We start from the raw sequence: 25,472 nt of genomic DNA on the forward strand, positions 1-25,472 counted from the left end.
AGCTGCTGTCTCCAATCTGGCACTACAGGCTCCAATACTCGTAACGGTGTTCCTCAAATTCGTTTTTATTGAATATTCCTTTTACATCAATGAGTAGCTTCGTTTTATGATCCTCGTACAGCTTGTCAAAATCACTCACGCCCATCTGCTTAAACTGACTGTGGGGCACGGCCACAACGACTACATTCAGCCCTTTGAGCGCGTCCATCTCAACAAGCTCGATGCCGTATTCCCTATACACCTGCTGCTTGTCCACATTCGGATCAGCTACAAGCGTCGTAATGCCGTACTCCTCCAGCTCGCGAATGATGTCGGTTACCTTCGTATTGCGAATATCCGAGCTGTCCTCCTTGTATGATAGGCCGAGGAAGCCGATTTTGGCCGTATTCATATTTCCCTTCAGCTTGACCAGCTTCTTAATAATTTGCTGAGCTACATATTTGCCCATTCCATCGTTTATATGGCGTCCTGCTAAAATAATTTTTGAATGATAGCCGGTGTCCTCCGCTTTGTAAGTCAGATAATAGGGATCAATTCCGATACAATGTCCGCCCACCAGTCCTGGCGTAAAGTTTAGAAAATTCCATTTGGTGCTTGCGGCTTCCAGAACGGCTTTGGTGCTGATCCCCATATTGTTGAATAACATAGACAACTCATTCATAAAAGCGATGTTAATGTCCCGCTGCGCGTTCTCGATCACTTTCGCCGCCTCGGCTACCTTGATGCTCTCGGCGCGGTATACGCCAGCCTCAATAATAAGCTCATACATGCTCGCTACTATATGGAGCGTATCCTCATCCATCCCGGATACGATCTTCGTAATGTTCTCCAGCCGGTGGACTTTATCTCCCGGATTGATCCTCTCTGGCGAATAACCGACCTTAAAATCGACGCCGCAGGCCAGTCCCGACTCCGCCTCGAGAATCGGCACGCAGATCTCCTCCGTTACTCCCGGATACACCGTGGACTCAAATACGACGATTGAGCCCTTCTTCAGCTGTCTGCCAACCGTCCGGCTTGCGCTTTGCACATATTTCAGGTCTGGAACATTGCCGCTTTGAACAGGCGTCGGCACAGCAACAATGAAGAAATAAACATCGCTCAGCTCGTTCTCATCGGAAGTAAACCGGGCCGTGCTGCTCCCGAGAACGTCATTGCCGACATCCCCCGTTGCATCGAAACCTCGTCTATAGGCGTCAATCTTTGCCTCGCTTACGTCAAAGCCGATCACATCCACTTTTTTGGAAAAAGCGACCGCGATCGGCAATCCCACATACCCTAGCCCAATGACAGCCATTTTCTTCTCTTTTGCAACAATCTTTTCGAATAACGCCATATGCCCAACTCCGTCTAGGTAGAAAATGTTATTTCAAAGCCATTTGCGACATGGGAACAAATTCATAGCCTTTGCTTCTCAGCTTCTCAATGGCGATCGGCAGCGCCTCAATCGTATGGATATCATCGAGCATATGAAGCAATATGATGCTGCCGCTTACCGTTTGATCCAGAATGCCATTTACGATATGGTCGGCATCGCTGGCAGAATCCCAGTCGAACACCGTAACGTCGTACATGGCGATATCTGTGTAGCCGGTAGCAGCCACCATCCTCGCTCTATCATCGTCAATGGCACCGGTCGGCGGCCTGAACAGCATCGTAGGCTTTTGCTGAATCGCCTCGGTTATGACTTGATGGGCTTTTACAACTTCCTGTTGCAATTGCTCTGGCGTTATCTTCGTAATAACGGGATGGCTGTAAGTATGGTTAGCAACATCATGGCCTGCGTCTGCAATGGCCTTAGCTAAATTCGGGTTTTTCTCAGCCCCGTTCGCACGCAGGAAGAAGGTCGCCTTAATATTGTATTTAGCCAATATATCAAGCAGCTTGGTAACCGTATAATCAGTGCCCCAATCATCAAAGGTCAAGGAAACGATCTTCTTATTCATCCCGAGGTTATTGATAAGCTGATACTTGGCGTCCTTGTAGTTTAAATTGATTTTCGCAGCGTCGTAACCCGGGATTTGTTCCAGCGGCTTTCTCTCATGACCGCTCTCAATCAGCTTTCTAAGCGGAATCAGCTTATAGCCGACATCCTCTGCCGCCTTTGCGATAAACGGAACGGATTCGAGAACATGGGTATCCAGCTCTGAATCCAGTGCGATGATTCCGCCGCGTGTGACATATTTTCGAATGTAATTGGCTTTTTCTTGTTCGGTTTCATTTTGCCACTCATGCAAATTAAGGCTGTACGATACAACGCCCGACAACCCGCTCTGAGCCGCGGCTAAACGGACATTGTCGTTATAGTCGCCTGATCTCGTTCTCAAATATTGCGGAGTGACGCCTGTTTCTTTTTTTATAACTTCATTGCTCACATGAATTTCCTTGTAAACTTGCTCGTAGGTTAAATTAGTAAGATCCAATTGGTTCAGCGTATTGTTCTCGATTTCATGCCCTCTGGCCAAAATCTCATTCGCGATATCCGGCTCCTCCGCCACCCTCTCCCCTGGCAGGAAAAAGGTCGCCTTGATACGGTATCGATCAAGCTCATCAAGCAGCTTAGCCATAATTTCCTCGTCACCCATGCCGTTGAAGGTAAGCGAAAGCTCTTTATTCGTCGTGTACACGAATGGAATCGCCTTGCTCATCTCACCGTTATAAGGCATTTGTGGCTGATTCGTTTCCTCGCCTGCTGCCAGGTTCGTATCTCCGGAGTTCGAGCGGTTACCAAATAAACTGCAGCCCGTTAGAACAGACATCGTTAATAGAAACGCTAGAATGAGTGTTGCCGTTCTTTTATCGTTTTTTTTGTTGAGGGAAAACATCCGCTTACTCCTTCATACCCATGATTATTCCAATAAAGTAAATTATTTTATCAATTATATCCGACAGAAATGTACAATTTCTGTACAATTCGACCCGCTAAAACAAAAAACGACTCAATCACAATGGTTGTGATATAGAGTCGTCTACTATAATTATATTTTATCATAGGGCTAGGAAAACCCCTGCATGTAAATGGTACCATTTTTGTGTACTATATGTCTTATTAACTCGTCCAAATCTGCTGATCTGTATGAACAGTTTGACCTGATTCAATCGCTTGTCCCATCATTAGCGCCAGATAGTGATCCTGAGCTGCTTCGGCAAGACTGTAAAAGGAAGGTCCTCCTGAAGCGTAATCGCCCATGCGAAGCAAGCATGTAGCTATCGCGATCTCGTCATCGCTTAGCCTTGCGGGAGCGACCGGATTTTGGTACAGCCATTCCCCGTCCGCGGTGACGCCGCGATGGTAATAGCCCTCCAAATTGCCGTGATGGCCGGTATCTATCCTACGAAGCTCAGTATGGATAGGTGTAGCATAGTCCTTTAAGTAGCTGACTTCGGAGTCCACCAGCTCGCCCTTGCTGCCTCTGACGAGAACGCGGCTGCGCCGAATCCAAGAGAAATATTGGTCGCCTGTAAAATCGTAAACAGCCAGCTTATCTCCAAAACGGAACGTCGCGATCCGTTGAACCGACTGCACGAAACGTTCCTCGATAGGGTCGCCTTGCCGGCTTGGCCCTTGCATGATCGTCGATTCAAACTGCTGGCCGCTAATGGCGGCCGTCTCGAAGCCAACGCCAAGCAGCTGTCTAATAAGGCTAATACCATGATAATCATGAGCAGCCGAGACCTGTACATGCTTCACCTCGCCCAGCTTGCCGGAGCGCGCGATCTGAATGCGGGCGGCATGCATCGGCTGGAATAAATACTGCTCCGCAACCTGTACCTTTGCACCCTGTGGCAATGATCCATAAAGCGCATCAAGAGCAGCCAAATCCGCGGCCGGCGGCGTCTCTGCAAGCACCGGAATCCTATGCTCGGCTAATTCACGGAGCATGTCCGGAACTGCGGTACGTGGCACGGATACGACTGTGAAGCTCATATTCGCCGCCTCTTCTATGAATTGTTCCATGTTGCGGACCGTTCGAATGCCCCATTTTGCCTCGAGAGCCCGTCCCTTCTCCTCGTCCCGCACAAGCATCGTATGAATACGAAATCGCTCTGGCAGCGCTTTTGCTATCCTTATGTAAAACTCCGCGCGCCAGCCTCCGCCGATAATGCCAAAACTGATCATGGACATTTTGAAAGTCAGCCTCCCCGATCTATTGTTGATTCCTTTAAAAAGAAAAAGATCTCCTCATGAGAGATCTTTTATTATGCCGTTCGGAAAGTGCCTGTCGCTTTTATTTCCTCTTTGACGCCCGTATAGGCATGCAGCTTGCCGTGGTAGACTAATTCTAATAATGCCGTATTCTCCAAATCAGCAGGCGTTACGAATAAAGATGGCTTGTTGACCAAATTCACTCCGCTTTCTTCGAAAACCGAAGCGACGAACTGCGAACAGAAGTAAGCGTATTCTCGTTTCATCTCGATATTAAGCATGATGCCTAACATGCCAAGCAGATTATATTTGTATTGGTCTCTATTCTTCTCCATATAGTGAATCTGGTTTCTAATGTTAATATAAGCGCAATGGCTGATCGTGCATCGGTATAGAGCACAGGTAGAATGCTCAAAAAACTCGCCGCGCACATCCTCCTTCACAAACCCCGCAAAAAATGGGTTGCTCGGATTTTTTCTCCCGAAGCTATACACTTCATTCAAATCGCTGTCAAATGCTATTGATGCATGGTTTAACATATTTTTCGTATACCATCGAATGGTCTTTGAGAATAATGTACCCGTATTCGTTAAGAGCACATAAATTTCTACATCTCTATTCATGCCGTACTACCTCCACATTAAAGAACTCTCATCTTGGTATTAACTTTAATGCAGGAGAACAAAATTCTAAACCTGCTCAGGTAATAGGTATGTCCCCGACCTTAGTCCAGTTTTGTAAACATAGTGTGACAGAGGGTCTTCTACCAATCATTCAAACTTCCATAGCTTTACTCTATTTTACTGGATTTTCTCTTTTTACTCAATAAGGTAGTTCGCCTTTTTTACCTCTTGCTTAAAAAAATGTTAACATTTGCTTATTTGGAAGATGGTATAGTAGGAAAAGATTTACACGGTTCATTTACTATTTATATGCGCCAATTTACAATTTAGTATAGTCATTTCAATTCCAATGAATGGTCACGGAGGGTTTCTATATGGAATGGTTTACTCGATATAAAACGCAGCTGGAGCAAGTTTATATGGAAGCTGAGCGCCGTATTGCCGTTTTTCCAGAACCGCTTAACGCGATTGGCCTTGCTTACGCCGACAAGTTCAATCCTGTGAAGCATGATAGCGGCAAGGATTACATATGCAGCCTGCTTCCCTTCTGGGTCAAGGAGCCGAGCGGCATTAGTGATGCACAGTGTGAGAAGCTCGCTTTAGCTAATGTATATGGAATGCTCTATTTTTTTATTCAGGATGACGTGATGGACGGCCTTCCCTCTTCCCGCTGGAAGGAGCAGCTTGCTCTCGGCAGCCTGCTGCAGCTTGAAATGTTCAGCCTCTTCCGCGAGTTGTTCCCTTCCGATCCCGTGTTTTGGTCCTATTATCAACGTTATGTGACGACATGGGCTGACAGCGTTGTGAACGAGAATCGCCAGGATTATTTTATTAACGATCCGATCCGCACGGCAGGCAAAGCAGGTCCCGTCAAAATCGCAAGCACGGGCGCGCTTCTCTTAACAGGGCGGACAGAGCTAATCGACAAGCTGGAGCAAATGATCGACATCGTGCTTATGACGCTTCAGATGGCGGATGACTATGCGGACTGGCGGGAAGATTTAGCAGATGGCAGCTATAACGGCTTGCTTGCGATGATTGCTGCCGATCGCCCTGCTGGAACCATTTTGACAGAGAAGGATGCTGAAAATGCCATTTACATTCGAGGATGCCTAAAGCCATATGTGCAGCTGGCCGAGGATAATCATGCGAAGATAGCGGCTATGGAAGCGGGAGCTGGGGAATTGGTAGAGTTCCACGCTTTTATAGTGAACCATTTGAACCAGTTATATGAGACGATTGAATCAAAAAGGAAAAATTTACTTGAGGGCGGATTTAACTATTTTTTCGCGAATCAATCAATTGGATAGGTGCAAAAGAATCTATTATTTGTCGAAAAATTGAAAATATATATGGAATATGTCGAATGGTCATGCTAAACTGAGTATGGTAAACATATACATATTCGGAAGGGTGATCATTGTGTCCACTAAACAATCATTGCAAGAACAAATCATTCAAAAAGCCTGGGAAGATGCCGAATTCAAAAAACAACTTCTAGCCGACCCGAAAACAGCCGTTAAAGACGCTTTTGGCGTTGATGTACCGGATACAATCGAGGTAGAAGTGGTAGAAGAGACAGCAAATAAATTTTATCTCGTTCTTCCCGTTAACCCTGCTGAGAAACAAGATGAAGCTCAAGTATTCTTCCCGATGTGGCCTAATTAATAAAAACTACGCCCTTTACCAACTGGTAAAGGGCGTTATTTTTTCTCTAGTGGGAATTCAATTGTAGCTTCAGTTCCAACTCCCTTTTCACTCGAAAAATGAAGCGTTCCATTCATAACCTCAATAATACGGAAAGTGACCATGAGACCCAATCCCGTGCCCTTAGTTTTTTTCGAATAATACGGTTCGCCTAGCCTTTTTAAATCAGCCTCATTCATACCTTCGCCATTGTCTTTAATATGAATGATTACTTTGTTAGTACTTTCATGTTCGTAAGCACGAATATGAATCGCGCCATTTTGCCCAAATGCTTCAATACTGTTTTTAATAATATTAATTAGTGCTTGTTTAAATTTTGATGAATTTCCTCGAACATATAGCTCTGATTCTAGTTCCACTGTAATAATTCCGCCTTGCATCGTCGCTAAGGGAACGAGAATTCCTTCTATTTGCTGCAGTTCTTCCCCAATGTTCAGTATCGTTGAATGCTCCAACTGAGGTTTGGCGAAGGTCAAAAAGTCTGTAATAATCTCTGCTGCCCGATCAAGCTCCTCAATGGCCAGCAGCATAAAGGTTTTATCTTTTTCATTGCTTGCTTTTTCCCCAATAATCTGTAGAAATCCTCGCGTTACTTGTAGTGGATTTCGCACTTCATGTGCAACTGAAGCCGCAAGTTGGCTAATGATATCCATTTTCTCAGAACGTTGAAGCTCCAGATTAAATATCTCCATTTGCTTTGAGTACTTCATTAGCTGTTCATAATTATGTATGCTTCGACGTGCAAGTATAATGACTAAAGCTCCTAAAAAGCAGAGTATACCCCACTTCCACACAAACATGTAGTAATCCATACCTTTTAAATAATACCAAACCAGCTCCCCTCCCCCTATTGCTGCAAACATACTAAAGCCGGTTGATAAAATGATTGCTTCTGTATTCTTTTGTCTACAATAAATGACGAGCAATACAATAAGAAGTATATTACTTAAGAGAATAAAGAGCGCAAAGACTGCAGAACCGTAAATGGAGTACCAATTTCTTACTCCGTCTAATAAAAAACCAACCACAAAAAAAGCAATATTAACTAAAGCAAACCACATATGAATTTTTCTAAAACGTGAGATTAACTGATATGGTCCTTTACCGAAAACCTGCTCAAAAAATAAAAATATAGATGGCATTAGCAAGGTTGATGCCATGTCAAAAGAGTAATATGCCGTAACACCTACTTGCGGATAAAACTTATGTAAAAAGGATGAATTCGTAAAAATCATTATTCCAACAGATAGAATAATAATCGTTAATGAATTAGCTGCCGCTAGATATATTTTTTTTATAAATAAGAAACAAAGAAGTAAGCCTAATGCAATAAACACAAGCGCAGCACCTAAAATAACATCCAAAAAACCGTATTTCATATAGCTTTTATCAAGATATTGATATTCTCCTAAAGTAAGTTTACCTTTTATCCCAATTAAACCTGTACTCGTTGCTAATTTTAAATATATATTTTGATTGGACTCCTGAGGTATTAGTGGGAGTATAATTTCGTTCTTATTAAAAGAGTAGTTTCGATACGACTCATAGACGATTTTTTCATTAATATATATCGTTACGTCTCTAGCAGATAAATTATTTATGGATAATGCTGGTCTAGCCAAATCAAACTCAGGCAATTTGATTCTTACCCACGCTACTTGCATGTCAACGGGCTTTTCGACTAAAACGTCGTTCTCGGAGTGTAAAACCCACTCCCCTTCCCTTTCCTTGGAAGAAACATCCTGAACCGTACTATCAGGATTCTCTTCCCACATCATTTCCCACTCCGTGATGGCAGTAGTCGCAGCAGAAGACTGCGCATAGGCGGACACAGCCAGAAAGGAGCTAGCAATAAATAACGATAGGACGATAACAATTACATATTTATGTAAAGCTTTCATTGAACACCTCATATGATAAGAATCACAATTCCTTATACGGTACTATATTTCGACAATCTTCGATTTAGAACCTTCTGACTTTACCCTTTATTTAAAATAAACAACAAGTTAGAACCAGATAAAATGGGTTATTAAGCTAATTCCAGTTTATTCCCTTTAGTGAAAAGGCACAATAGTTTCTATTATTTGTCGAATATTAGAAATTTACGTTTTATAACATATATCGTAAAATGACAAAAAAAGCGCTCGTCCACTCTAATATGAGCAGACAGCGCTATTTTTTTGCTGAAGGGATGTGGATGACAGCTTCCGTACCCACGCCTTTTTTACTATTAAACTTAATCTTCCCGCCCATAGCTTCAATAATACGGAAGGTCACCATCAATCCTAAGCCGGTTCCTTTCGTTTTTTTGGAGTAATAAGGCTCGCCTAATCTCTTCAGGTCGGCCTCGTTCATCCCTTCCCCATTATCCTTTATAGTAATGACCACGTTGTTGAAATCATCCATGTAGGTTCGAATCAAAATGGTTCCATCTTTGTTTAGAGCTTCAATACTGTTTTTGATAATATTAATTATCGCTTGCTTTAGTTTGGATGAATCACCGCGAACGTATAATTGAGGTGATAACTCCGCCTTGATAACGCCGCCCTGCATGTTCGCTAAAGGCACCAGTATTCCCTCTATTTTCTTAAGCTCGTCGGCAACGTTCAAAAGCGTCATTTCTTCGAGCTGCGGCTTAGCAAATGTTAAAAAATCCGTAATAATATCAGCCGCCCGATCCAGCTCATCTATTGCCATCACCATAAACCCTTTGTCTCTTTCGTTCGTTGATTTCTCACCGAGCAATTGAAGAAAACCTCTGGTCACTTGCAGCGGATTACGAACCTCATGGGCTACCGAAGCGGCTAATTGGCTGATGATATCCATTTTTTCGGCACGCTGAAGCTCATTATTAAAGACTTCCAGCTGCTTGGAATATTTTACGACCTGCTCGTAATTCAACAATATTCTTCTTACTAAAATAATAATTAAGGAGGCAATAAAACTAAAAATGCCCCATTTCCAAAATATCAAATCATAATTTTTGTCTTGAATAAAGTACCAGCCGAGCTCTAACGCTGCTATCGCTGCGAAAGTGCCGAATCCAATCGTAATGATGATAGCTTCTTTGTTCCGTTGCAGACAATACTTGATGAAACAGCCAATAAGCAGCATGTTCCCGAAAACGACCGTCCCGGCAAACGTGAGCGTCGTCACGAGTATATAATACTTTTCAATTCCATCCGATAGGAAAGAAGCAAAAAACCAAACAATAGAAATCGCCGAAACCATGACCTGCAGCTTTCTAAAACGCGTAATTAATCCGTAGGGACCTCGTCCAAATATTTTCTCAAAAAAGATAAAAATAGAAGGCATCAATAAATTTGAACTGACATCAAACGTGTAATAAATGATAAATCCATATTCCTTATATACCGAATGGACATAGGGAGATAAAGAAAGAAGCATTACCCCGATTGAAAAAATAAAAACACAGAGTGAATTTATCCCCGACAAATAAGATTTATTTAAAAATAAAAAACATAAAAACATAGCCAGCGATACAAATAAAAGCGATGCCCCAATAACGACATCGAACATTTCCTGCTTCATAAACGCTTTGCTGAGTATCTGGCCTTCACCAATCATAATGGGATTCTTTAGGCCAAGCCAATCTGAATCGGTATGCAAAAGAATATAGACCATATGATTAGCTTCATGTTCCGTAATAGACAAAAGAATCACGTTTTTATTATAAGGATAATTACGGTCTGACTCATAAACGAGCTTATTATTGATAAAAATCGAAACGTCCTTGGCTGTTAACTTACTTATTAATAATACAGGCCTTGCCAGATCATATTCCGGCAGCTTAAACCTAACCCATGCCGATTGAATATTAGCTGGTTTCTTCGGCAACGCATCCCCATAGGTAAATGCTTGCCACTCGCTTGAACGCTCACTTGAAGAAGCATTTTGAACGGTCTCATGCGAATCGTCCTCCCACATCATTTCCCAATCGGTTATAGCAGCAGGAGTAGAATTCGATAACGCGTAAGTGGGTGTTGAAAGGAGCGGAATGGCTATAAATATCAATAAAACAAGAGCCAGCATAAATTTATGGGAAGCCTTCATTGAACACCTCGGCATGTTGAAAATACTATTTTATATTTCTACTATATTTCGACAAACTTTGATACCCCTCCTTCTTCTTTCCCACTATTTCCAAAAAGCACAATCATTTTCGCCAAGGGGAAAATAAACAAAGCTGCCCCAAAGATCGTCACGACCTTCAGCAGCAGCCTTGTCATTTGCTATTAAAACATTTTTTTCTTGATCGCTACACGGCGAAGGATCCTATCGTTCAGTACCACGATAATCGCTATCACGAGGATGGCAAGCAGTACGACTGCAGCAACTGGCGTATGCTGGGCATTAAATGCCGATTGCAGCAGCTCGCCCAGCCACTTTGAGGTTAATACGATGTCCATCGCCACTGCCGTAACAATCGCCACAAGCGTAATAAGCAACCCGTTCCGCCAGTGGAACCGATAATAACCCGAGCCGATGAGCCAGCCGCTGCCAAAGTAAGCAAAGAACAAGCAAAAATATTCTACAAAAACCAAGCCTAGCTGCGAAGGGGAAGTAAATAGATGAGCGTTTTGCAGCTCAATGGACCAATTATTCCGCTCATAAATAAACTGCTCCACCGAAATGCCTGCCATCATAAGGATCGCTAACAGCGCTGAGCTCGCTGCCATGAAGAGTGTCACGCCCCGTATGAAATGCCTCCTCGTTACGCCGCACGCAACAAAACTCGCAAGAGACGCTGGGGTCAGCAAAATGCCGATGACCATGAGAAATATTTTAGGGGAAATCGTTACGCTCTCCCATATTTCATTTAAATTCAATTCTCCGTCAGGAATGACCTTTTCATTCACTAAAACAGCAAGGCCAATAAAGACCAATATGAAAATAATCCAATAGAAGAAGAACGTCCAGCGAAAGGTGTACAGCAGATGCTGTGCTACATTCAGCACGGGATGCTTTCTCTTGCCGCTCATAACTCATCCCCTCGTTTCTTGGTCAAATGAACGAACAGATCCTGCAGCGATACAGGCCCAAGCTCAAGCCCCTCCGCCAATGCTGCCTTGCGTTTTTGTTCCGTGAGTTCACCGAACACCGTAGCCGACTTCGTCTTGCCCAGCTTCTGCTGCCCAAGCACCGTCAAGCCGCTAACGAAACGGTCTACGCTGTCGCTTGGTCCGGTAATGGATGCGCCGCGCGCGCGAAGCGCCTCTGTTTCCTCATGCATGAGCAAGCGCCCTTTATCCAAAATAAGCACCTCCTCAAACAAGGAGCCTACCTCCTCAATTAAATGCGTGGATAAAATGAATGTCCGAGGCGCCTCCATATAATCATTTAGAAGCTCTTCGTAAAAGGTATAGCGAGAAGGAGCATCCATGCCAAGATAAGCCTCGTCAAAAATCGTAACCGGGGCGCGGCTGGCAAGGCCTAATGTCACGCCAAGCGCAGATTTCATTCCTCGCGAGAGCGATGCCACCCGCTTCTTCAGCGGAAGCTCATATTGACGTATGAGCCGGTCTGCGTAATCAGCATCCCAGTTCTGCCAGCAGCTTGCTGCTAGCTTTAACACATCTCGTACGTAAAGGGTTTCGGGCATGTGGCCGCTTTCTTGAACGAAGCATACTTGCTCCATAATTCGCGCATTTTCGAAGGGGGCTTCGCCATCAATGGCTACGTTGCCGCCTGATTGTTCGCGATAAGAGGCTAGTATCGATAGCAGACTTGTTTTGCCAGAGCCGTTCCGGCCGAGCAGACCGTATATTTTGCCGCCCTTCAGCTTAAACGAAATATCCTCAAGCGCCGTAAAAGAACCATAACGCAGCTGCAAATGGCTCACCTCTACCGGAAGCGTCATTTCCCGTCCCTCCCTCTCACCTGTTCGATTCGACCTATAATATCTGCCAGCGGCACTCCGATCTTCTCGGCCTCCGCAAGCATTTGATCGACAACCTCCTCAAAAAAACGCTCCCTACGCTGCATAAGCAACGATTGCCGCGCTTCACCGCTCACAAACATGCCGATTCCCCTTTTCTTATACAAAATGCCTTCCTCCGTTAACAAATGGAAGCCTTTCGCTGCGGTAGCCGGGTTTATGCGATAAAACGCAGCATATTGATTCGTAGACATCACCTGCTCATCTTCCTGCAGAACGCCGCTAATGATATCGTCTTTAATTTTGTCAGCAATCTGCTGGTATATGGGACTTCGGTCATCAAACACGCCATCACCTCTTCGCTTCTATGGTTCATTACTTATGTAACTAACCATACAACTAACATTATCCGATGTCAAGCCTATTTGGATACAGCTCGTCTTTTTACAAAACAAAAAAAGCCGCCCCATCAGGTCATTGACCTCATGAGACAGCTTCTTGTCCTTACTTTATGCCAAGCACAGCAAGACCATTCCATCGTTATGGATATTTACTCAGAGACGTGAATGCCCTTCATCCAACCAAGCAGCTCGCGGCTAACCTGATCCAGCTGCTCCTGTGGCGTAATGGTCGCTTGTTTATCGCCCTTTTGAACGCCGTAGGAACCGAATTGGCCGTGGTTGCCGCCTTCAATGGTGACATACTGCGTATGGCTAGGCATAAACGCTTTCCCCTTGCCCCAGTCCTCCCAGTTCAGCACCCCATCGTTAGAAGCGGTAATTTGCAATACCGGAAGCTTGGCATCGGCTAGGCTTCCGGCCTTTTCCGCATAAGCCGCCAAGAAGAAAATGCCCTCGATTTGATCCGGATGCTCAGCGGCATACCTTGAAGCAAAAACACCGCCAAGCGAGTGTCCGCCTAGCACGTAACTCTCGTTAGGATGCTCGGCAATGAAGGCATCCGCTTTATTTTTCCCCATAAAAGCAAGGTTGAGCGGCATGCTGGCGATGTATACACGGTGACCGGCCTCTGCCAATTCCCGCGCAAAAGGCGCGTAGCTCTTAGGATCTACCAAACCGCCCGGATAAAAAACAACATTCGGCTGCTTCACAGCCGCCTCGCCTGCAGCAGGCTCAAAGCGGTAGCCGGCTTGTCCGATGCCGACCGTTACCTGGTCATCGCTTTTCATTGCCGCTTTAGCTTCCGGCGACGGCGAATATACCATAACCTGATACACGATAACGAGCGTTAATAATAGAGCTAATACAATGCCTGCCGCCCAGATCAGCACCTTTCTTCTACGCCCCTGCTTCGGTTTTGGCAAAGCCGCTGAATCCTGATTCATTTCATACACGTCCTTAATTCAGCATGCTCATCAGCAGCTGTTGTGATTTCAAAGCCTCCTCGCCATCCACGGCGAGTTTCTGATCATGAATGATGCATTGCACAAAATGATGCACGGCATCCTCGAAGCCGCGCTGCTTCAAAATCGTCTGCCAAGCCGGAGGGAAAATCGTTGTAAGCTTATCATCCCGCTCCACCTCGAGCAAACTCATATTTTTGACGCGAATCATTTCGCCTGCCGCAACGATCTCAAGCTGTTCGATGCTTGTGCCGGCATTGCGATGCATCGCGGTCGATACGCTATAACCAGCTGACGCATTGTATTGATGCTGTGCATATAACAGTTGATTTTCATCGTTGATCCGGACGTTCCCGTTTTGCAAATCGGCTTTGCCATCCGCCAACCATCTTGCCGTATCCACCAAATGCAAATAATCATCCAGCATCGTAAAATTCACCATCTGAGGACCGACCGAATTTGTGCGATGCTTCTCCATTCGAATCCATGCAGCCTGAGCCGTATGCTGCTTCGCCTGTACGTATAACGGCGCGAATCGGCGGTTGAAGCCAACCATAAGCTTTCTCCCAAGCTTCACGCTTAGCTCCGCAAGCTGCTCCGACTCCTCTAAGGTTGCCGCAAGCGGCTTATCTACATATACATCCTTACCCCGATTGAGGAGAGTAGACACAACTTCAAAATGGGAATCCGTCGAGCTATGTACAAATACCGCATCGCAGCTTTCTGCTAGCTCGGATAAGCTGCCGAACGATTCGATTCGATACTCCCCGCAAATAGCCATTCGTTTCTCCGCACTAGGAGAATAAGCGCCTGCAAACGTCCAATCCGAGGCTCTTGATAATAGGGGGAGATATACTTTTTGAGCGATACCGCCAAGTCCAACCATTCCGATACGAAGCTTACTCATTCTCTGGCACCTCTTCATTTGCTCATTTTTTTAGCCTTGCATAAGCATGTTAACAAATTTTATATCCGCGGGAGCAAAAGAATAATCAGCTAATTGCTCTGAGCGGACCCAGCGATACTCATCATGATCGATCAGTGCAATAACGCCTGCAATAAACTTCGCTCTATAAGCTATTAGTTGAATCTGTAAGTCACCATACCAATGCTCATTTATGCCAAAATACGTTTGCACTTCGATCTCGACGCCCATTTCCTCCATCAGCTCTCTGCGCAGACACGCCTCAGGCGACTCCTCCTCCTCCAGTTTGCCGCCTGGAAACTCCCATAGTCCACCCTGTGATTTTTCTATTCTGCGTTTTGCTATGAGCAGCAATCGCTGCTCATTCTCAATAATAGCTGCTGCTACCCGAATCAATCAGACACACATCCTCTAATTGCGAACTCCTTACCTCCCATTTTGGTATTCATTCTCGAAATTTGCAAGCAAGATTCCTTGCGCATATTTGATCGCAGCCAAAAAAAGCCGTTGGGTCGTTGAGGTTGATGCTGCTACGCTTAAAATAAAAACGAAGCTGATGACATCCGCTTACAGTTCAGCTACAATACTTTTAGGTGAAGAACACCGCTTATTCTCTGGACCATTGTCCGAAGAACAAGCGGTGTTTTTTTATTTTCAGGAGATAGGAGCGGGTCGGTCTTATGGAAAATCAAATGACGTTTGACGGCGTGAATATTGGATCAACCATTAAATGGGGTGAATCCGAGCTGGCTTATCGGGAGTGGATACTCAAGCATACCGAGCTGCGTGATCCAACAAGTGAGCGAAGGCGACGGTTAGTGGAGCGGGACGATCATGGAGAGCAGCTGTTTGCAATCGGCATCTGGTTGCCTGTTCTGCAAAGCTTTGAGCATTTGCATCCGGAGTACGAGGTGAATGATTATCGTGATGGGAGCCGATTTTTAGACTTCACCTATATGCGTCCACCCTATCGCATCTCCATTGAAATTAACGGCTATGGACCGCATCAAAAAAACGCCTCACGACGCAAATTTTCAGATGACCGCTTTCGGCAAAATCAGCTTGTCTTGGACGACTGGATCATCGTCCGTTTTTCCTATGACGACCTTCGTGAAAGGCCACGGCAATGTCAGCAATTTATCCAGCAGCTGCTTGGCAAATTGTACGGCCTGGGTCGTGATCAATTGCTGGATCAACCCTTGCCTGCGTTCGCTCGTGAGCTCCTGCGTTCCGCACAACGCCGTGGTAATAGAGCACCCTTCAGCCCTAAAGATGTCGAGAAGCAGCTTGGAGTCAGTCACTCTACAGCTCTTAAATACCTGAAGCAGCTGCTGAAGCAAGAGCTGGTTGAACCAGCATCCGGAGAAAAGCGGATACGCACCTATTGCCTTACAGCCAAGGGTGCTCGATTGCATCTGTAAGCATTTTTTCTGAAATCCGCCCTTTTCGGTGGGCGAGCTGGCAGGGGCGGGACGAGTTAGGTCCACTTTCTAGCTCTATTTTGTGAAAATTGGTTAATTGGGTGGGTTTAGAGCTAGTTTCTAGCTCTATTTCTCGGGAATCAGCCCTTTCCGGGGCAGATTGACCGGGGCGGGGAAAAATTGATCTACTTTCTAGCTCTATTTTGTGAAAATTGGTTAATTGGGCGGGGTTAGAGCTAGTTTCTAGCTCTATTTTTCAGATGCCAGCTTTATGGGCCTGGTCGGCAAGGGTTGCCGTGAATATGAAGCCGCTGTGGAAGTTGACTGGGCACACGGTGGGCCGAACTCTCGCGGCAGGCTGGCTGCGTACGCGATAAGCCTGCATTTCAGGCTAGATTCCCAGTACGGGGGTCGAGCTAAAGAAAGGGCATCCCTTTAGCAGATAAAACGGCTAAAGGGATGCCCTTGTGCTTTAAGTTAGTTATTCATTAATCAGTTCGAGCTTTTGCATCATATTGTAGATGAGAACAGCGCCTTGGGCACGGTTTGCCACGTCGGTTGGACTGAGGCTGTTGCTTGTAGTGCCGCGGATTATACCTTGCTTTAATGCATACGCGAGCGCTTCGCGCGCCCAAGGCGCAACACTTGCCTCATCGCTGTATGCACTTAGCAGTTGTTTCGTTTCTTCTTCCGACAAAACTTCAATTTTTCCTGTGTATTTGATTGCATGGTATAGGATGGTCACCATTTCTTGTCGGTTCAGAACGCCTGCCGGTCTAAACGACCCATCCTCATAACCATTAACCAGTCCCATTCCATACCCGGTTACAATCGCATCGTTATGCCATTGTCCCGCCTTTACGTCCGTAAAGGCCGCAGCAGAAGTCCCAGACGGTCTAATGCCAAGCGCCTGCAAAATCATCGTAACATACTGAGCGCGAGTTATTTCGCTGAATGGCTTGAAGCTGGCTATTCTTATGCCGCGCAGCACAAACTTATTGCTCAAAGCTTGAATGGCTTTTGTCGCAAATGGAGCAGCTGTGCCGTCCGCAAACGTCCGCATATGCCGCCAAACCGTATATGCCCCGCTACCCTTAAGCTTTAATTCCACTTTGGTTACTATGTTAGCCTCGCCGCTAAACAAGGCAGGAACCGAATAAGCCTCGCCATTCTCGCCGTTCCCAATAGATACGCCGGCTAATTCATACGCTTTAATCGAGCTGGCATCGTTCGTCGGCAGCTTCATAATAAGCTGAGCGTAGCTCCCCTTATACTCGAGTGCTTTAGAGCCGCCATCCTTCTTCACTGCTTTTAGTTCAAAACCTACTACCGGCAGCCCTATTGATGAAGCACCGTTGAAAGGAAGAGCAGACTCGGCACGCTGAGCCTCTTGGCTTTTATCGTTAAAATTTAGGACAACATGAATGGTATCCGTCTCCGTTTTCACCTGATCCTTTAGCTCTGCAAGCGGCAAGCGCAATGCGCCAATCGCCGTCTGGATTTCTAAAAAGGCTTGCGGATTATTGTTCGCCAGTTCGACTATCGCTGCGGGGATGGCAAGCAGCACTTGCTTCGCCGTGTCGGATATAACCCCCACGCTAACAGTGGCTGGTCGTGGGGAAAGCGCTAGCAGCGCGTCCACTCCCTTACTGCTTATAACAACCTCTACATTGCCATTCGCGGCTTGACTTGCAACGGCATCCTTCAAAATCGCTTGCCCCGCTTGTCCGCCAATCGTTTTATCAAGCAGCTTCTCATCAGGATTGGTCACATTTCCGCTAGCTCCCCCTGTTCCGCTATTTCCGCCAGTGCCTCCATCTCCGCCATTACCGCCTTCTCCACCAGTACCTCCGTCTCCGCCAGTACCGCCTTCTCCACCAGTACCGCCGTCTCCGCCAGTGCCTCCATCTCCGCCAGTGCCGCCATCTCCACCAGTACCGCCATCTCCGCCAGTACCTCCGTCTCCACCAGTACCGCCGTCTCCGCCAGTAGCTGCAGCTCGGAATACAGATACGGTGTACGTTCGGGACTGTCCGTCCTGAGCTGTTACTTTCACAGTAATCGGAGTTTGGGCCCCAGCAATAAGCTCGATGGATGCCGATGCCGTTCCGCTGTCTACCTTCACGCCGTTCACTTCAATAATAGCTGCCTCGTCAAAAGCTGTCGGCGTAACCTTGATCGTTGAAACCTGATTGGCTGCATCTGCTCTGTACGAGTCCTTCTTAGAATCAAACGGTGCATTTAGCGTAGCCCCCGATAGTGAGAGTGCCGCTAATTGATTTCCTGCAAAATCAAACTTCTGTACCCGGTAATTATAGCTGTCCGTTACAAATACATTACCAGTCCCGTCCACCGCTATGCCTCGCAGTCCGTCGAATTCGCCTTCTAACTTCCCCTTGCTTCCCCAGCTTTCCAGCAATTGCCCTTCCGGTGAATATTTACGAACCAACTCGTCCTCGCTGTCCGTAACATACACGTTTCCGACACTGTCTAGCGCAATATCCGAAATATTTCCAATGGTCTCTTCATTCAAATTCCCCCACTCTGCTTCCAACTGCTCGCCGCCAAGCGTGAACGTTTGAACATGGTACGTATCCGTTGTGTATACGATGCCCCTCTCGCTATCAACCGCAATGCTTTGTGGCCTAAAATAAAACCCGACCGCATAATCCGGCTCGCCAACGAAGCTGTTCACCTGCTCATCCTCTGCATCAAAGACTTCAACGGTATGTCCGATTGTATTAGCAACATAAACATGGCCATTACGATCAGTCGCTACGTCCTGCGGATCGCCAAGCGCGCTATCCACTACTTTTATCGACTCATCAGACGGATTGTATTTTATTAAGTCACTATAGCTTGTTATATAGATTTGCCCTGCTGCATTGGCAGCTAGACCATATGGCGAGAAGTTCGAGTCCCCGCCCTCCTCTTCCAAAAAATTCAGTCTATTATCGAATTTTTGCACACGATTATTGCCTAGGTCTGACACATAAATACTGCCGTCCGCGTCGATGGCTATATTTTCGGGCATATAGAACTGACCGCTCTCGCCCCCGAGGCTTCCCCATGTGTCTAAGTGCTGCAGCGCAGCATCAAACTTTTGGACGCGGTTATTATATTTATCAGCCACATAGACACTGCCGTCGCCTGCTACAGCAATGCCCTCCGGCTGATCGAACTGGCCATTTCGCCTGCCTTCCTCACCGATAACCGCCGCATTCCATGATGAATCAAAACGAACAACACGGTTGCTCGATCTATCCGTTACATATAGATTGCCGCTGCTATCCGCCGCGATTCCTCCGATTTCATCAATCATCACATGAGTTGAGCGATTAAGCTGCTCTTCGTTCCCCTCGCTTCCTTGCCATTGATCCAGCAGCCTTCCTTCGTTATCCAGCTTCAAAATTCGGTTTTCATCCGATACGTATAAATTACCCGCATGATCGACCGTTAGGGCTGACAGCTGATGGAATGGGCTGCCTCCTTCATCCCCAATGTCATACGAATCAAGGCTTGCGGACACCGGCTCTCCCGCTTCCAAAATCCATATTTTATTGTAATAGTTATCGGCTGCATAGAGCTTTCCGCTCTCGGAATCAACGGCCAGTCCGCCAATATAGCCAAAAATCTCCTCGCCATTCCATTGCTCCACTTGCGAAAAAACAAAGCTCTCGCTCACCGCTAGTTTATAAATTTCGCTTCCGTTAGTCACATACACAAAACCGTCCTGGTCAATAACGATATTGCTTGGCCGGAACTGCCCTTCCCCAAAGCTGCTCGTTGCCCCAAGCTGCTTTCCAGCCGCATCAAATACAACAATTTGACGGTTAGCCCAGTCGGCTACATACACATTTCCGTTTGTATCCGTTTCTACATCACTAACAATTTCAAAGTAATGTCCTTGCTCCGGCGTCATCCGCTCGAACCTATAGCTGCCTCCCGCTCCTTCTGCCGCGGCGCGCTCCACCGAGATGCCTGCTGCACTCGATGCAAGCAAGCATGTGACCAGCAATAGCCGTGCTGCCTTTTTGATTCCGAAAAATCGTTCCATCCTTTTCACTTCCCTTTCTTCAAGCTGCTTTATCGTCGTCTACGATTCTAGCAACAGAAAAAAAGGAAAACGATTGCCGAAAGTTAACTTTTGCTCGATTTTGTCAGAAAAAGTAGCCTATAATAGAAAAAAAGAGAAATTTGTCATCATTTGTGGAGGCGTTATGAATCCATCACCCAATCATGTTCTTTTGCAAACAAAAACCGTGCTTCCCCAATTAAGAAAAAATCTAGTGCCGCGCAGAAGGCTGACGGAGCTGTTGGACCAAGGAACAGAACGCCGTTTGACGACTGTTTGCGCGCCCGCTGGCTTTGGCAAAACAACGCTGCTCAGCCAGTGGATTGATCAAACAGGCAGCCTTGTTAGCTGGCTTTCTTTAGAAAAAGGAGACAATGATTTAATCCGCTTTTGGCGATATGTCGTGCAGTCCGTCGCCGCGAGCGCCTCCCCTCATTTGGTTAAGCGAGTCTCGCAGCACTTGCCTCTGCTTCCCGCTGCGTCTATCCATACTTTCCTTGATGCATTTATTAACGATCTCTATACGATTGCTCAGCCGGTCGTCCTTGTGTGGGATGATTATCAATATATCGGACTGCCGGACATACACGCCAGCGTTGCCTATTTTATCGACCAACTTCCGGCGCATATCCGCCTCGTCATCGCTGCCCGCTCCGAGCTGCCTTTCTCCACTGTGAAGTGGACCGCGAAGGCTGAGCACACCGCGATTGATGTTCGTCAGCTGCAGTTCACGCTGGCAGAAACCGAGGCCTACTATAGCCATACTGCCGCGCTTCCCCTCACTCGCGCGCAAATGGATGCTTTGTTCGAACGAACGGAGGGCTGGGTTACCGCGCTGCAGCTTATTTCGATCTCGCTTCAATCAGACTCTGATTATGATAGGCTCATCGATAGTTTTACAGGGGGCCATCGCGCCGTCGCCGACTATATGTTCCAAGAGGTATTGTCCGAGCTGTCCGAGGAGATGCTGCAATTTCTGCTTCAGACCTCCATGCTGGGGCGAATGGATGCTGCGCTTTGCGAGGTTGTTACCAAGAACCAAAACAGCCATCAACTGCTGGAGCAGCTTAAAGCGCGCAACCTCTTCCTTATTTCACTGGATGAGCATAACGGCTGGTTTCGGTACCATCATTTATTTGCTGAATTTTTGCAAAATCGGATGAAGCGGCTTCAGCCTAATGAGTGGTTAACCTGCAACCGCGCGGCAAGCATAAGCTTCGCATCGCGAGGTTATGTGGTCGAAGCGATCGACCATGCGATAGCCGCCTCTGATTCTGTGCTTACGGAAAGCCTGCTAGAGAAGCATGCTCCCTACTTGCTCATGCAAGGCGAATTTACGGCGCTGCTGCGATGGCTGGACAGCTTCCCAGAGGATAGGATGAAGCGATCGCCCGATACGGCGCTGCTTCATGCCTTTGTCCTTATCGTGACCGGACAGTCCGATCGCGCCGAGATGATGATAGAGCGCATTCAGCAGCTGCCTGATCATGAGCTAGGGCAAGAAATACAGAGCGGGCTGTTATTCGTCAAATCAAATTTGCTGTTTACGAGCGGCCGATTCGAGCAGTGGATAGCCTTTGCAAATGGGGGATTAGACGAGATGCTCCCGCAAAGCTCCATCTACTATAATTTCAATTACAACCAGACGGAGCCGCTTGTGCGGCGAACTTCCTTTGGCATGAACGGGACGCTGACCGCTGCTACCGAGAGCATTGCCCATCTTTTTACAAGCACGCTGAGAAGGCATAACTGGAATGAATCGCTCATCAATCTCTATGTGATGCAATCGCTATGCGAGGGCTACTACGAGTGGGATCGGTTAGATGACGCCGCTGCCCTTCTCCCGGTTGTTGAACGAGCCGCGCGCGCAAACCAAACGCCGGGGCTGTACATTCCTAATCAAATCACGCAAGCTATGATTTACATGGCGCAGGGCATGGCGTATTTGGCTCATGATACGATTGATGCAGCCCTTCAAGCCATGACAAGAGAACGCGAAAGCTTGCACTGGAAGCAGGCGCTGATCGCATGCAAAATCAGGCTTTATCTAAGGGAAGGCAATGTCCCGCTTGCGAGGAAAGAATTGCCTAAGCTCCATATTTCCGCGAAGGAGCGGCCTGTGCTCAGCCGATGCTACGAATACGTGACGCTCGCGAGGCTGCTCGGCGCCCAGCACAAGGAAGCCGACGCGCTTCGCGTCCTCTCGCTGCTCAAAGCTCAAGCGGTTAGAGAGAACCAGCTCATAAGCGTGGTGGAAATAACGATACTCGAAGCTTGTCTCACGGAGCAGCGCGGGCATCGGGCGAGCGCGCTCCGTCTTCTGCACGAGGCGCTGACTATTACCGAGCCTTTTCACTATATAAGAAGCTACGTCGATGAAGGAGCAAGAATGCAGGGGTTGCTCCAAAAATATGCAATGCAGCGGTCGCTCGCTCCTGATTCTCCGCTCAATAGCACTGTTGCAAATGAATACGTACAAAGGCTGCTGCAGCATTTTCCGGGCAGGCTTGAAGAAGCTGCGGAGGCAGCTCCTACCGAGGAGTTAACCCGCAGCGAGCTGGAGCTGCTTAAGCTGATCCGCCAAGGAGCTTCGAACAGATCAATTGCCCAAACGCTGATGCTCGCAGAGGGAACCGTCAAAGTATACGTCTCCCGCATTTATGCGAAGCTCGGCGTCTCGTCGCGAACGCAGGCACTGCTGGCGGCACAGAAACTGCAGCTGCTGGACGGGGAATAATTTTACACAAATGACCTTCATTTCGCGCAACTATAACCGCAATCCTTTCGTTAAGGAGGGTAACCAAATCTTGCTAGATAACTGCATCATCAAAAATAAGAAATAGGAGGGTTATTCATGCGAAAAAAAGCGGCTGCTGCGCTGCTTCTAGCTGCGTTATTGCTTCTCGCTCCCGCGGCCGGGGGGCCGTTCCTGAAGCAGGTTTCCGCGGATTCTGATATTCAGCTTGTCGTACGGGGCACAAAGCTAGCTTTATCTACCCATGCTTTTATCGAGAATGGCAATACCGTTGTTCCATTGCGGGAAATTTCGGAAGGTTTAGGAGCAGAGGTCAGCTACCAAACCGGAACAAATGGTCAGCAAATGATTACGCTCAAGCGCGATGATCGAACTGCTTCTCTCACAATCGACTCTGCCTTAATGACCGCAAACGGCAAGAGCATTCGATTAGAAGCACCCGCCCGCCTCTATCGCGACGTTACAATGGTTCCGCTCCGTGCCATCTCCGAAGCGCTAGGCGCTGTCGTAGCTTGGGATGCTGTCAATCGGATCATAACGATTGACGATCCGCTGCAGCTGCCGACGATTGGCTCTGAAGAGAAACTCCGCGAGCTAATGGGAGCAAGTAACGCCCAGGGCGGACAGCTTAATAAGATCGGAATACTAGCAGGTCAAAACGAGATTGTCGATAACGCAGCCCCCGCCTCGGAGGAGTCCAAAAGCGATGGCGACTATTCTCAAACGAATGTACAAGTTGGCGGAGTAGATGAGGCGGACTGGGCCAAAACGGATGGCCGCTTCATCTATCAGCTTAGCGGATCGCGCGTGCTCATTACCGATATTGCTGATCCTGCTAAGCCGAAGCTTGCAGCAACGGTTGCATATGCGGCGAAGGACGGCTTCACGCCACTAGAATTTTATGTCGATGACAACCGTTTAGTCGTCATTGGCCATCATCAAGTCAGACTGCCCAATAATGCGGATACCGGCACTACGCCAGCTGCAAGCGGCAATGTCGCAAGCAAGGAGAGCGGCACGGCTGCCTCAACCGCCTCTGAGGCAAAAAGAGGGTTATGGATGCCCGTACCGATGCGCTATTCGGTAAAAACGCTTATCTACGAGCTGAATGAAGCGGGTCAGCCGAAGCTTATGCGCGAGATCGAGCAGGAAGGCAGCTACGGCTCCTCGCGTAAAATCGGCAGCGCTTTGTATATTGTGACCAACAAGAACAACTATGCTTACCCGTTGTACGATAAACAGAGCGGCGGCGATGCTGCGAAAGATCAATACGCCCTCTCCTTTCAACCCGTGTATAGCGATTCGGCGGTGTCTAGCGAGCAAAAATCACTGCCTCTTGATTCGATTCGCTATTTCCCTGATTCACCCGATCCGAATATGATGCTCGTCGGAGCAATCGACCTTGATGCCGCTGATCAGCCTTTGCAATTATCAGCTTATCTCGGTTCAAGCGAGACGATTTACGCCTCTGAAAAACATTTATACGTTGCCATATCCAAATATACAGCGAAGGATGGCACCTATAAGCAGGAGACGCAAATTCACAAATTCCGCCTTGACCAAGGACGAATCGTCTATATTGGCGAAGGGTCGGTTCCCGGCACTATTTTAAACCAGTTCTCGATGGATGAGCATGAGGGCTTCTTCCGAATTGCATTGACGAAGGACGGCATGCTCGCAAACGGCAAAGAAGGCTCAACCAACAACCTCTACGTGCTGGATGAGAAGCTTAACACGGTCGGGAAGCTGGAGGGCTTGGCGCCAGGCGAGCGCATTTACTCCGTCCGCTTCATGGGCGGCCGCGCTTATATGGTTACCTTCCGCAACATTGATCCGCTGTTCGTCATTAATCTGAATAACCCGGTTAAACCTACGGTGCTCGGGCAGCTGAAAATTCCCGGCTACAGCGACTACTTGCATCCTTATGACGAGAACCATATCATCGGCTTCGGCAAGGAAACGATCGAGCTCCCTTCCAAAGGAATGAGCGCTGATGAGACGACCGCTTTTTACCAAGGGATGAAGATCGCCCTGTTCGACGTCTCGGACGTTAACCGCCCTAAGGAAAAGTTTAAAGAAATCATCGGTGATCGCGGCACGAATTCCGAGCTTTTGCAGGATCATAAGGCATTGCTCTTCTCCAAGGAAAAAGGGCTGCTGGCGTTTCCGGTAGAGCTTCAGGAAATTAAGAACAAAGCGACGCTTAAGCCTGCCGATTCGCTCTCTTACGGTGAATTCACGTATCAAGGAGCCTATGTCTATGGCATTGACTTGCAGAAGGGCTTTACGCTGCGCAGCCGGATTACTCATTTGACAGCAGAAGATCTCGCGAAGAGCGGGCAATACGGCTTCGATTACGAAAAAGCCGTTCGGCGCATTCTCTATTCGGGAGATACGCTCTATACGCTGTCTGATCGTATGCTCAAAGCAAACAATCTAACTACGTTAAAAGAAAGCGGCTCGCTCACCTATCCGGCTAAGCCCGAGGAAAGCACGGTATATCCGGACGGCCGGCTGGTGCAGCCATTGATGGTTGCCGAATAACCTGCATCTT

The 25,472-nt window shown here is 47.2% G+C and carries 18 protein-coding genes; 5 read left to right on the top strand and 13 right to left on the bottom strand.

The genetic code is table 11. The features are described 5' to 3' along the window. Positions 1–22: 22 nt before the first annotated feature. The 4 genes from A7975_RS30270 to A7975_RS30285 all read right to left on the bottom strand — a co-directional run bounded on the left by A7975_RS30270 (position 23) and on the right by A7975_RS30285 (position 4,770). Positions 23–1,336 carry a nucleotide sugar dehydrogenase gene (locus A7975_RS30270; RefSeq protein ID WP_065387609.1) on the bottom strand — a complete coding sequence of 438 codons (1,314 nt, stop codon included), beginning with the start codon at positions 1,334–1,336 and terminating at the stop codon, positions 23–25. 28 nt (positions 1,337–1,364) lie between these two features. Further along, positions 1,365–2,825, bottom strand: a complete 1,461-nt coding sequence (locus A7975_RS30275) for a polysaccharide deacetylase family protein (protein ID WP_065387610.1) — start codon at positions 2,823–2,825, stop codon at positions 1,365–1,367. A 224-nt stretch (positions 2,826–3,049) separates the two neighbouring features. Then, the gene (locus A7975_RS30280; RefSeq protein ID WP_065387611.1) at positions 3,050–4,126 is read right to left on the bottom strand and encodes a Gfo/Idh/MocA family protein; all 1,077 of its coding nucleotides are present in this window, start codon (positions 4,124–4,126) and stop codon (positions 3,050–3,052) included. A 74-nt stretch (positions 4,127–4,200) separates the two neighbouring features. Further along, entirely contained in the window at positions 4,201–4,770 is a 570-nt protein-coding gene (locus A7975_RS30285; protein WP_053374150.1) for a hypothetical protein, read from the bottom strand. Positions 4,771–5,144: 374 nt separating this feature from the next. Between A7975_RS30285 and A7975_RS30290 the strand changes: the two genes are divergently transcribed. Both A7975_RS30290 and A7975_RS30295 read left to right on the top strand, forming a co-directional pair. Further along, positions 5,145–6,080 carry a hypothetical protein gene (locus tag A7975_RS30290; RefSeq protein ID WP_065387612.1) on the top strand — a complete coding sequence of 312 codons (936 nt, stop codon included), beginning with the start codon at positions 5,145–5,147 and terminating at the stop codon, positions 6,078–6,080. Positions 6,081–6,192: 112 nt separating this feature from the next. Continuing rightward, positions 6,193–6,438 (top strand): NHLP leader peptide family RiPP precursor, encoded by a 246-nt coding sequence (locus tag A7975_RS30295; RefSeq protein WP_065387613.1) that lies wholly within the window; start codon positions 6,193–6,195, stop codon positions 6,436–6,438. Between the two features lie 35 nt (positions 6,439–6,473). Here A7975_RS30295 and A7975_RS30300 read toward each other — a convergent pair whose 3' ends face one another. The 8 genes from A7975_RS30300 to A7975_RS30335 form a co-directional block, all read right to left on the bottom strand. Then, positions 6,474–8,378, bottom strand: coding sequence for a sensor histidine kinase (locus A7975_RS30300; protein ID WP_176707840.1), 1,905 nt, complete (start codon positions 8,376–8,378; stop codon positions 6,474–6,476). Positions 8,379–8,652: 274 nt separating this feature from the next. Beyond that, the gene (locus A7975_RS30305; RefSeq protein WP_065387614.1) at positions 8,653–10,554 is read right to left on the bottom strand and encodes a sensor histidine kinase; all 1,902 of its coding nucleotides are present in this window, start codon (positions 10,552–10,554) and stop codon (positions 8,653–8,655) included. Positions 10,555–10,736: 182 nt separating this feature from the next. Beyond that, positions 10,737–11,483, bottom strand: coding sequence for a hypothetical protein (locus A7975_RS30310; protein WP_065387615.1), 747 nt, complete (start codon positions 11,481–11,483; stop codon positions 10,737–10,739). Further along, positions 11,480–12,361: an ATP-binding cassette domain-containing protein gene (locus A7975_RS30315; RefSeq protein ID WP_065387616.1), complete on the bottom strand. Its 882-nt coding sequence runs from the start codon at positions 12,359–12,361 to the stop codon at positions 11,480–11,482. The genes A7975_RS30310 and A7975_RS30315 overlap by 4 nt, the downstream gene beginning before the upstream one ends. Further along, positions 12,358–12,726, bottom strand: coding sequence for a GntR family transcriptional regulator (locus tag A7975_RS30320; protein WP_053374143.1), 369 nt, complete (start codon positions 12,724–12,726; stop codon positions 12,358–12,360). Before A7975_RS30320 ends, A7975_RS30315 begins: the two co-directional genes overlap by 4 nt. Before the next feature lie 203 nt (positions 12,727–12,929). Further along, complete coding sequence (locus A7975_RS30325; protein ID WP_065387617.1) at positions 12,930–13,724, bottom strand: alpha/beta fold hydrolase; 795 nt, start codon at positions 13,722–13,724, stop codon at positions 12,930–12,932. 13 nt (positions 13,725–13,737) lie between these two features. Then, positions 13,738–14,649: a Gfo/Idh/MocA family protein gene (locus tag A7975_RS30330; protein WP_065387618.1), complete on the bottom strand. Its 912-nt coding sequence runs from the start codon at positions 14,647–14,649 to the stop codon at positions 13,738–13,740. Between the two features lie 30 nt (positions 14,650–14,679). Beyond that, the gene (locus A7975_RS30335) at positions 14,680–15,063 is read right to left on the bottom strand and encodes a (deoxy)nucleoside triphosphate pyrophosphohydrolase (protein WP_053374140.1); all 384 of its coding nucleotides are present in this window, start codon (positions 15,061–15,063) and stop codon (positions 14,680–14,682) included. A 284-nt stretch (positions 15,064–15,347) separates the two neighbouring features. Here A7975_RS30335 and A7975_RS30340 point away from each other — a divergent pair, with 284 nt between their 5' ends. Next, complete coding sequence (locus A7975_RS30340) at positions 15,348–16,088, top strand: Fic family protein (RefSeq protein WP_082198558.1); 741 nt, start codon at positions 15,348–15,350, stop codon at positions 16,086–16,088. Between the two features lie 481 nt (positions 16,089–16,569). On the opposite strand, the gene A7975_RS30345 is transcribed toward A7975_RS30340, so the two are convergent. Then, a complete protein-coding gene (locus A7975_RS30345) occupies positions 16,570–20,145 on the bottom strand; it encodes an S-layer homology domain-containing protein (protein ID WP_065387619.1) in 3,576 nt (1,191 codons plus the stop codon). A gap of 163 nt (positions 20,146–20,308) precedes the next feature. Here A7975_RS30345 and A7975_RS30350 point away from each other — a divergent pair, with 163 nt between their 5' ends. Together A7975_RS30350 and A7975_RS30355 are read left to right on the top strand one after the other, a co-directional pair. After that, the gene (locus A7975_RS30350; protein WP_065387620.1) at positions 20,309–22,900 is read left to right on the top strand and encodes a winged helix-turn-helix domain-containing protein; all 2,592 of its coding nucleotides are present in this window, start codon (positions 20,309–20,311) and stop codon (positions 22,898–22,900) included. A 117-nt stretch (positions 22,901–23,017) separates the two neighbouring features. Next, positions 23,018–25,462: a beta-propeller domain-containing protein gene (locus A7975_RS30355; RefSeq protein WP_065387621.1), complete on the top strand. Its 2,445-nt coding sequence runs from the start codon at positions 23,018–23,020 to the stop codon at positions 25,460–25,462. Positions 25,463–25,472: the final 10 nt, after the last annotated feature.

The sequence above is a fragment of the Bacillus sp. FJAT-26390 genome (assembly GCF_001682865.1).
Lineage (GTDB): Bacteria > Bacillota > Bacilli > Paenibacillales > Paenibacillaceae > Pristimantibacillus.

What these genes read in the sequence shown, in the direction of transcription:
- A7975_RS30350 (WP_065387620.1), top strand. Translation starts at nt 20,309, where the DNA reads ATGAATCCATCACCCAATCATGTTCTTTTGCAAACAAAAACCGTGCTT.
- A7975_RS30325 (WP_065387617.1), bottom strand. Translation starts at nt 13,724, where the DNA reads ATGAATCAGGATTCAGCGGCTTTGCCAAAACCGAAGCAGGGGCGTAGA.
- A7975_RS30355 (WP_065387621.1), top strand. Translation starts at nt 23,018, where the DNA reads ATGCGAAAAAAAGCGGCTGCTGCGCTGCTTCTAGCTGCGTTATTGCTT.
- A7975_RS30270 (WP_065387609.1), bottom strand. Translation starts at nt 1,336, where the DNA reads ATGGCGTTATTCGAAAAGATTGTTGCAAAAGAGAAGAAAATGGCTGTC.
- A7975_RS30315 (WP_065387616.1), bottom strand. Translation starts at nt 12,361, where the DNA reads ATGACGCTTCCGGTAGAGGTGAGCCATTTGCAGCTGCGTTATGGTTCT.
- A7975_RS30290 (WP_065387612.1), top strand. Translation starts at nt 5,145, where the DNA reads ATGGAATGGTTTACTCGATATAAAACGCAGCTGGAGCAAGTTTATATG.
- A7975_RS30285 (WP_053374150.1), bottom strand. Translation starts at nt 4,770, where the DNA reads ATGAATAGAGATGTAGAAATTTATGTGCTCTTAACGAATACGGGTACA.
- A7975_RS30280 (WP_065387611.1), bottom strand. Translation starts at nt 4,126, where the DNA reads ATGTCCATGATCAGTTTTGGCATTATCGGCGGAGGCTGGCGCGCGGAG.
- A7975_RS30330 (WP_065387618.1), bottom strand. Translation starts at nt 14,649, where the DNA reads ATGAGTAAGCTTCGTATCGGAATGGTTGGACTTGGCGGTATCGCTCAA.
- A7975_RS30340 (WP_082198558.1), top strand. Translation starts at nt 15,348, where the DNA reads ATGGAAAATCAAATGACGTTTGACGGCGTGAATATTGGATCAACCATT.
- A7975_RS30275 (WP_065387610.1), bottom strand. Translation starts at nt 2,825, where the DNA reads ATGTTTTCCCTCAACAAAAAAAACGATAAAAGAACGGCAACACTCATT.
- A7975_RS30305 (WP_065387614.1), bottom strand. Translation starts at nt 10,554, where the DNA reads ATGAAGGCTTCCCATAAATTTATGCTGGCTCTTGTTTTATTGATATTT.
- A7975_RS30310 (WP_065387615.1), bottom strand. Translation starts at nt 11,483, where the DNA reads ATGAGCGGCAAGAGAAAGCATCCCGTGCTGAATGTAGCACAGCATCTG.
- A7975_RS30300 (WP_176707840.1), bottom strand. Translation starts at nt 8,378, where the DNA reads ATGAAAGCTTTACATAAATATGTAATTGTTATCGTCCTATCGTTATTT.
- A7975_RS30345 (WP_065387619.1), bottom strand. Translation starts at nt 20,145, where the DNA reads ATGGAACGATTTTTCGGAATCAAAAAGGCAGCACGGCTATTGCTGGTC.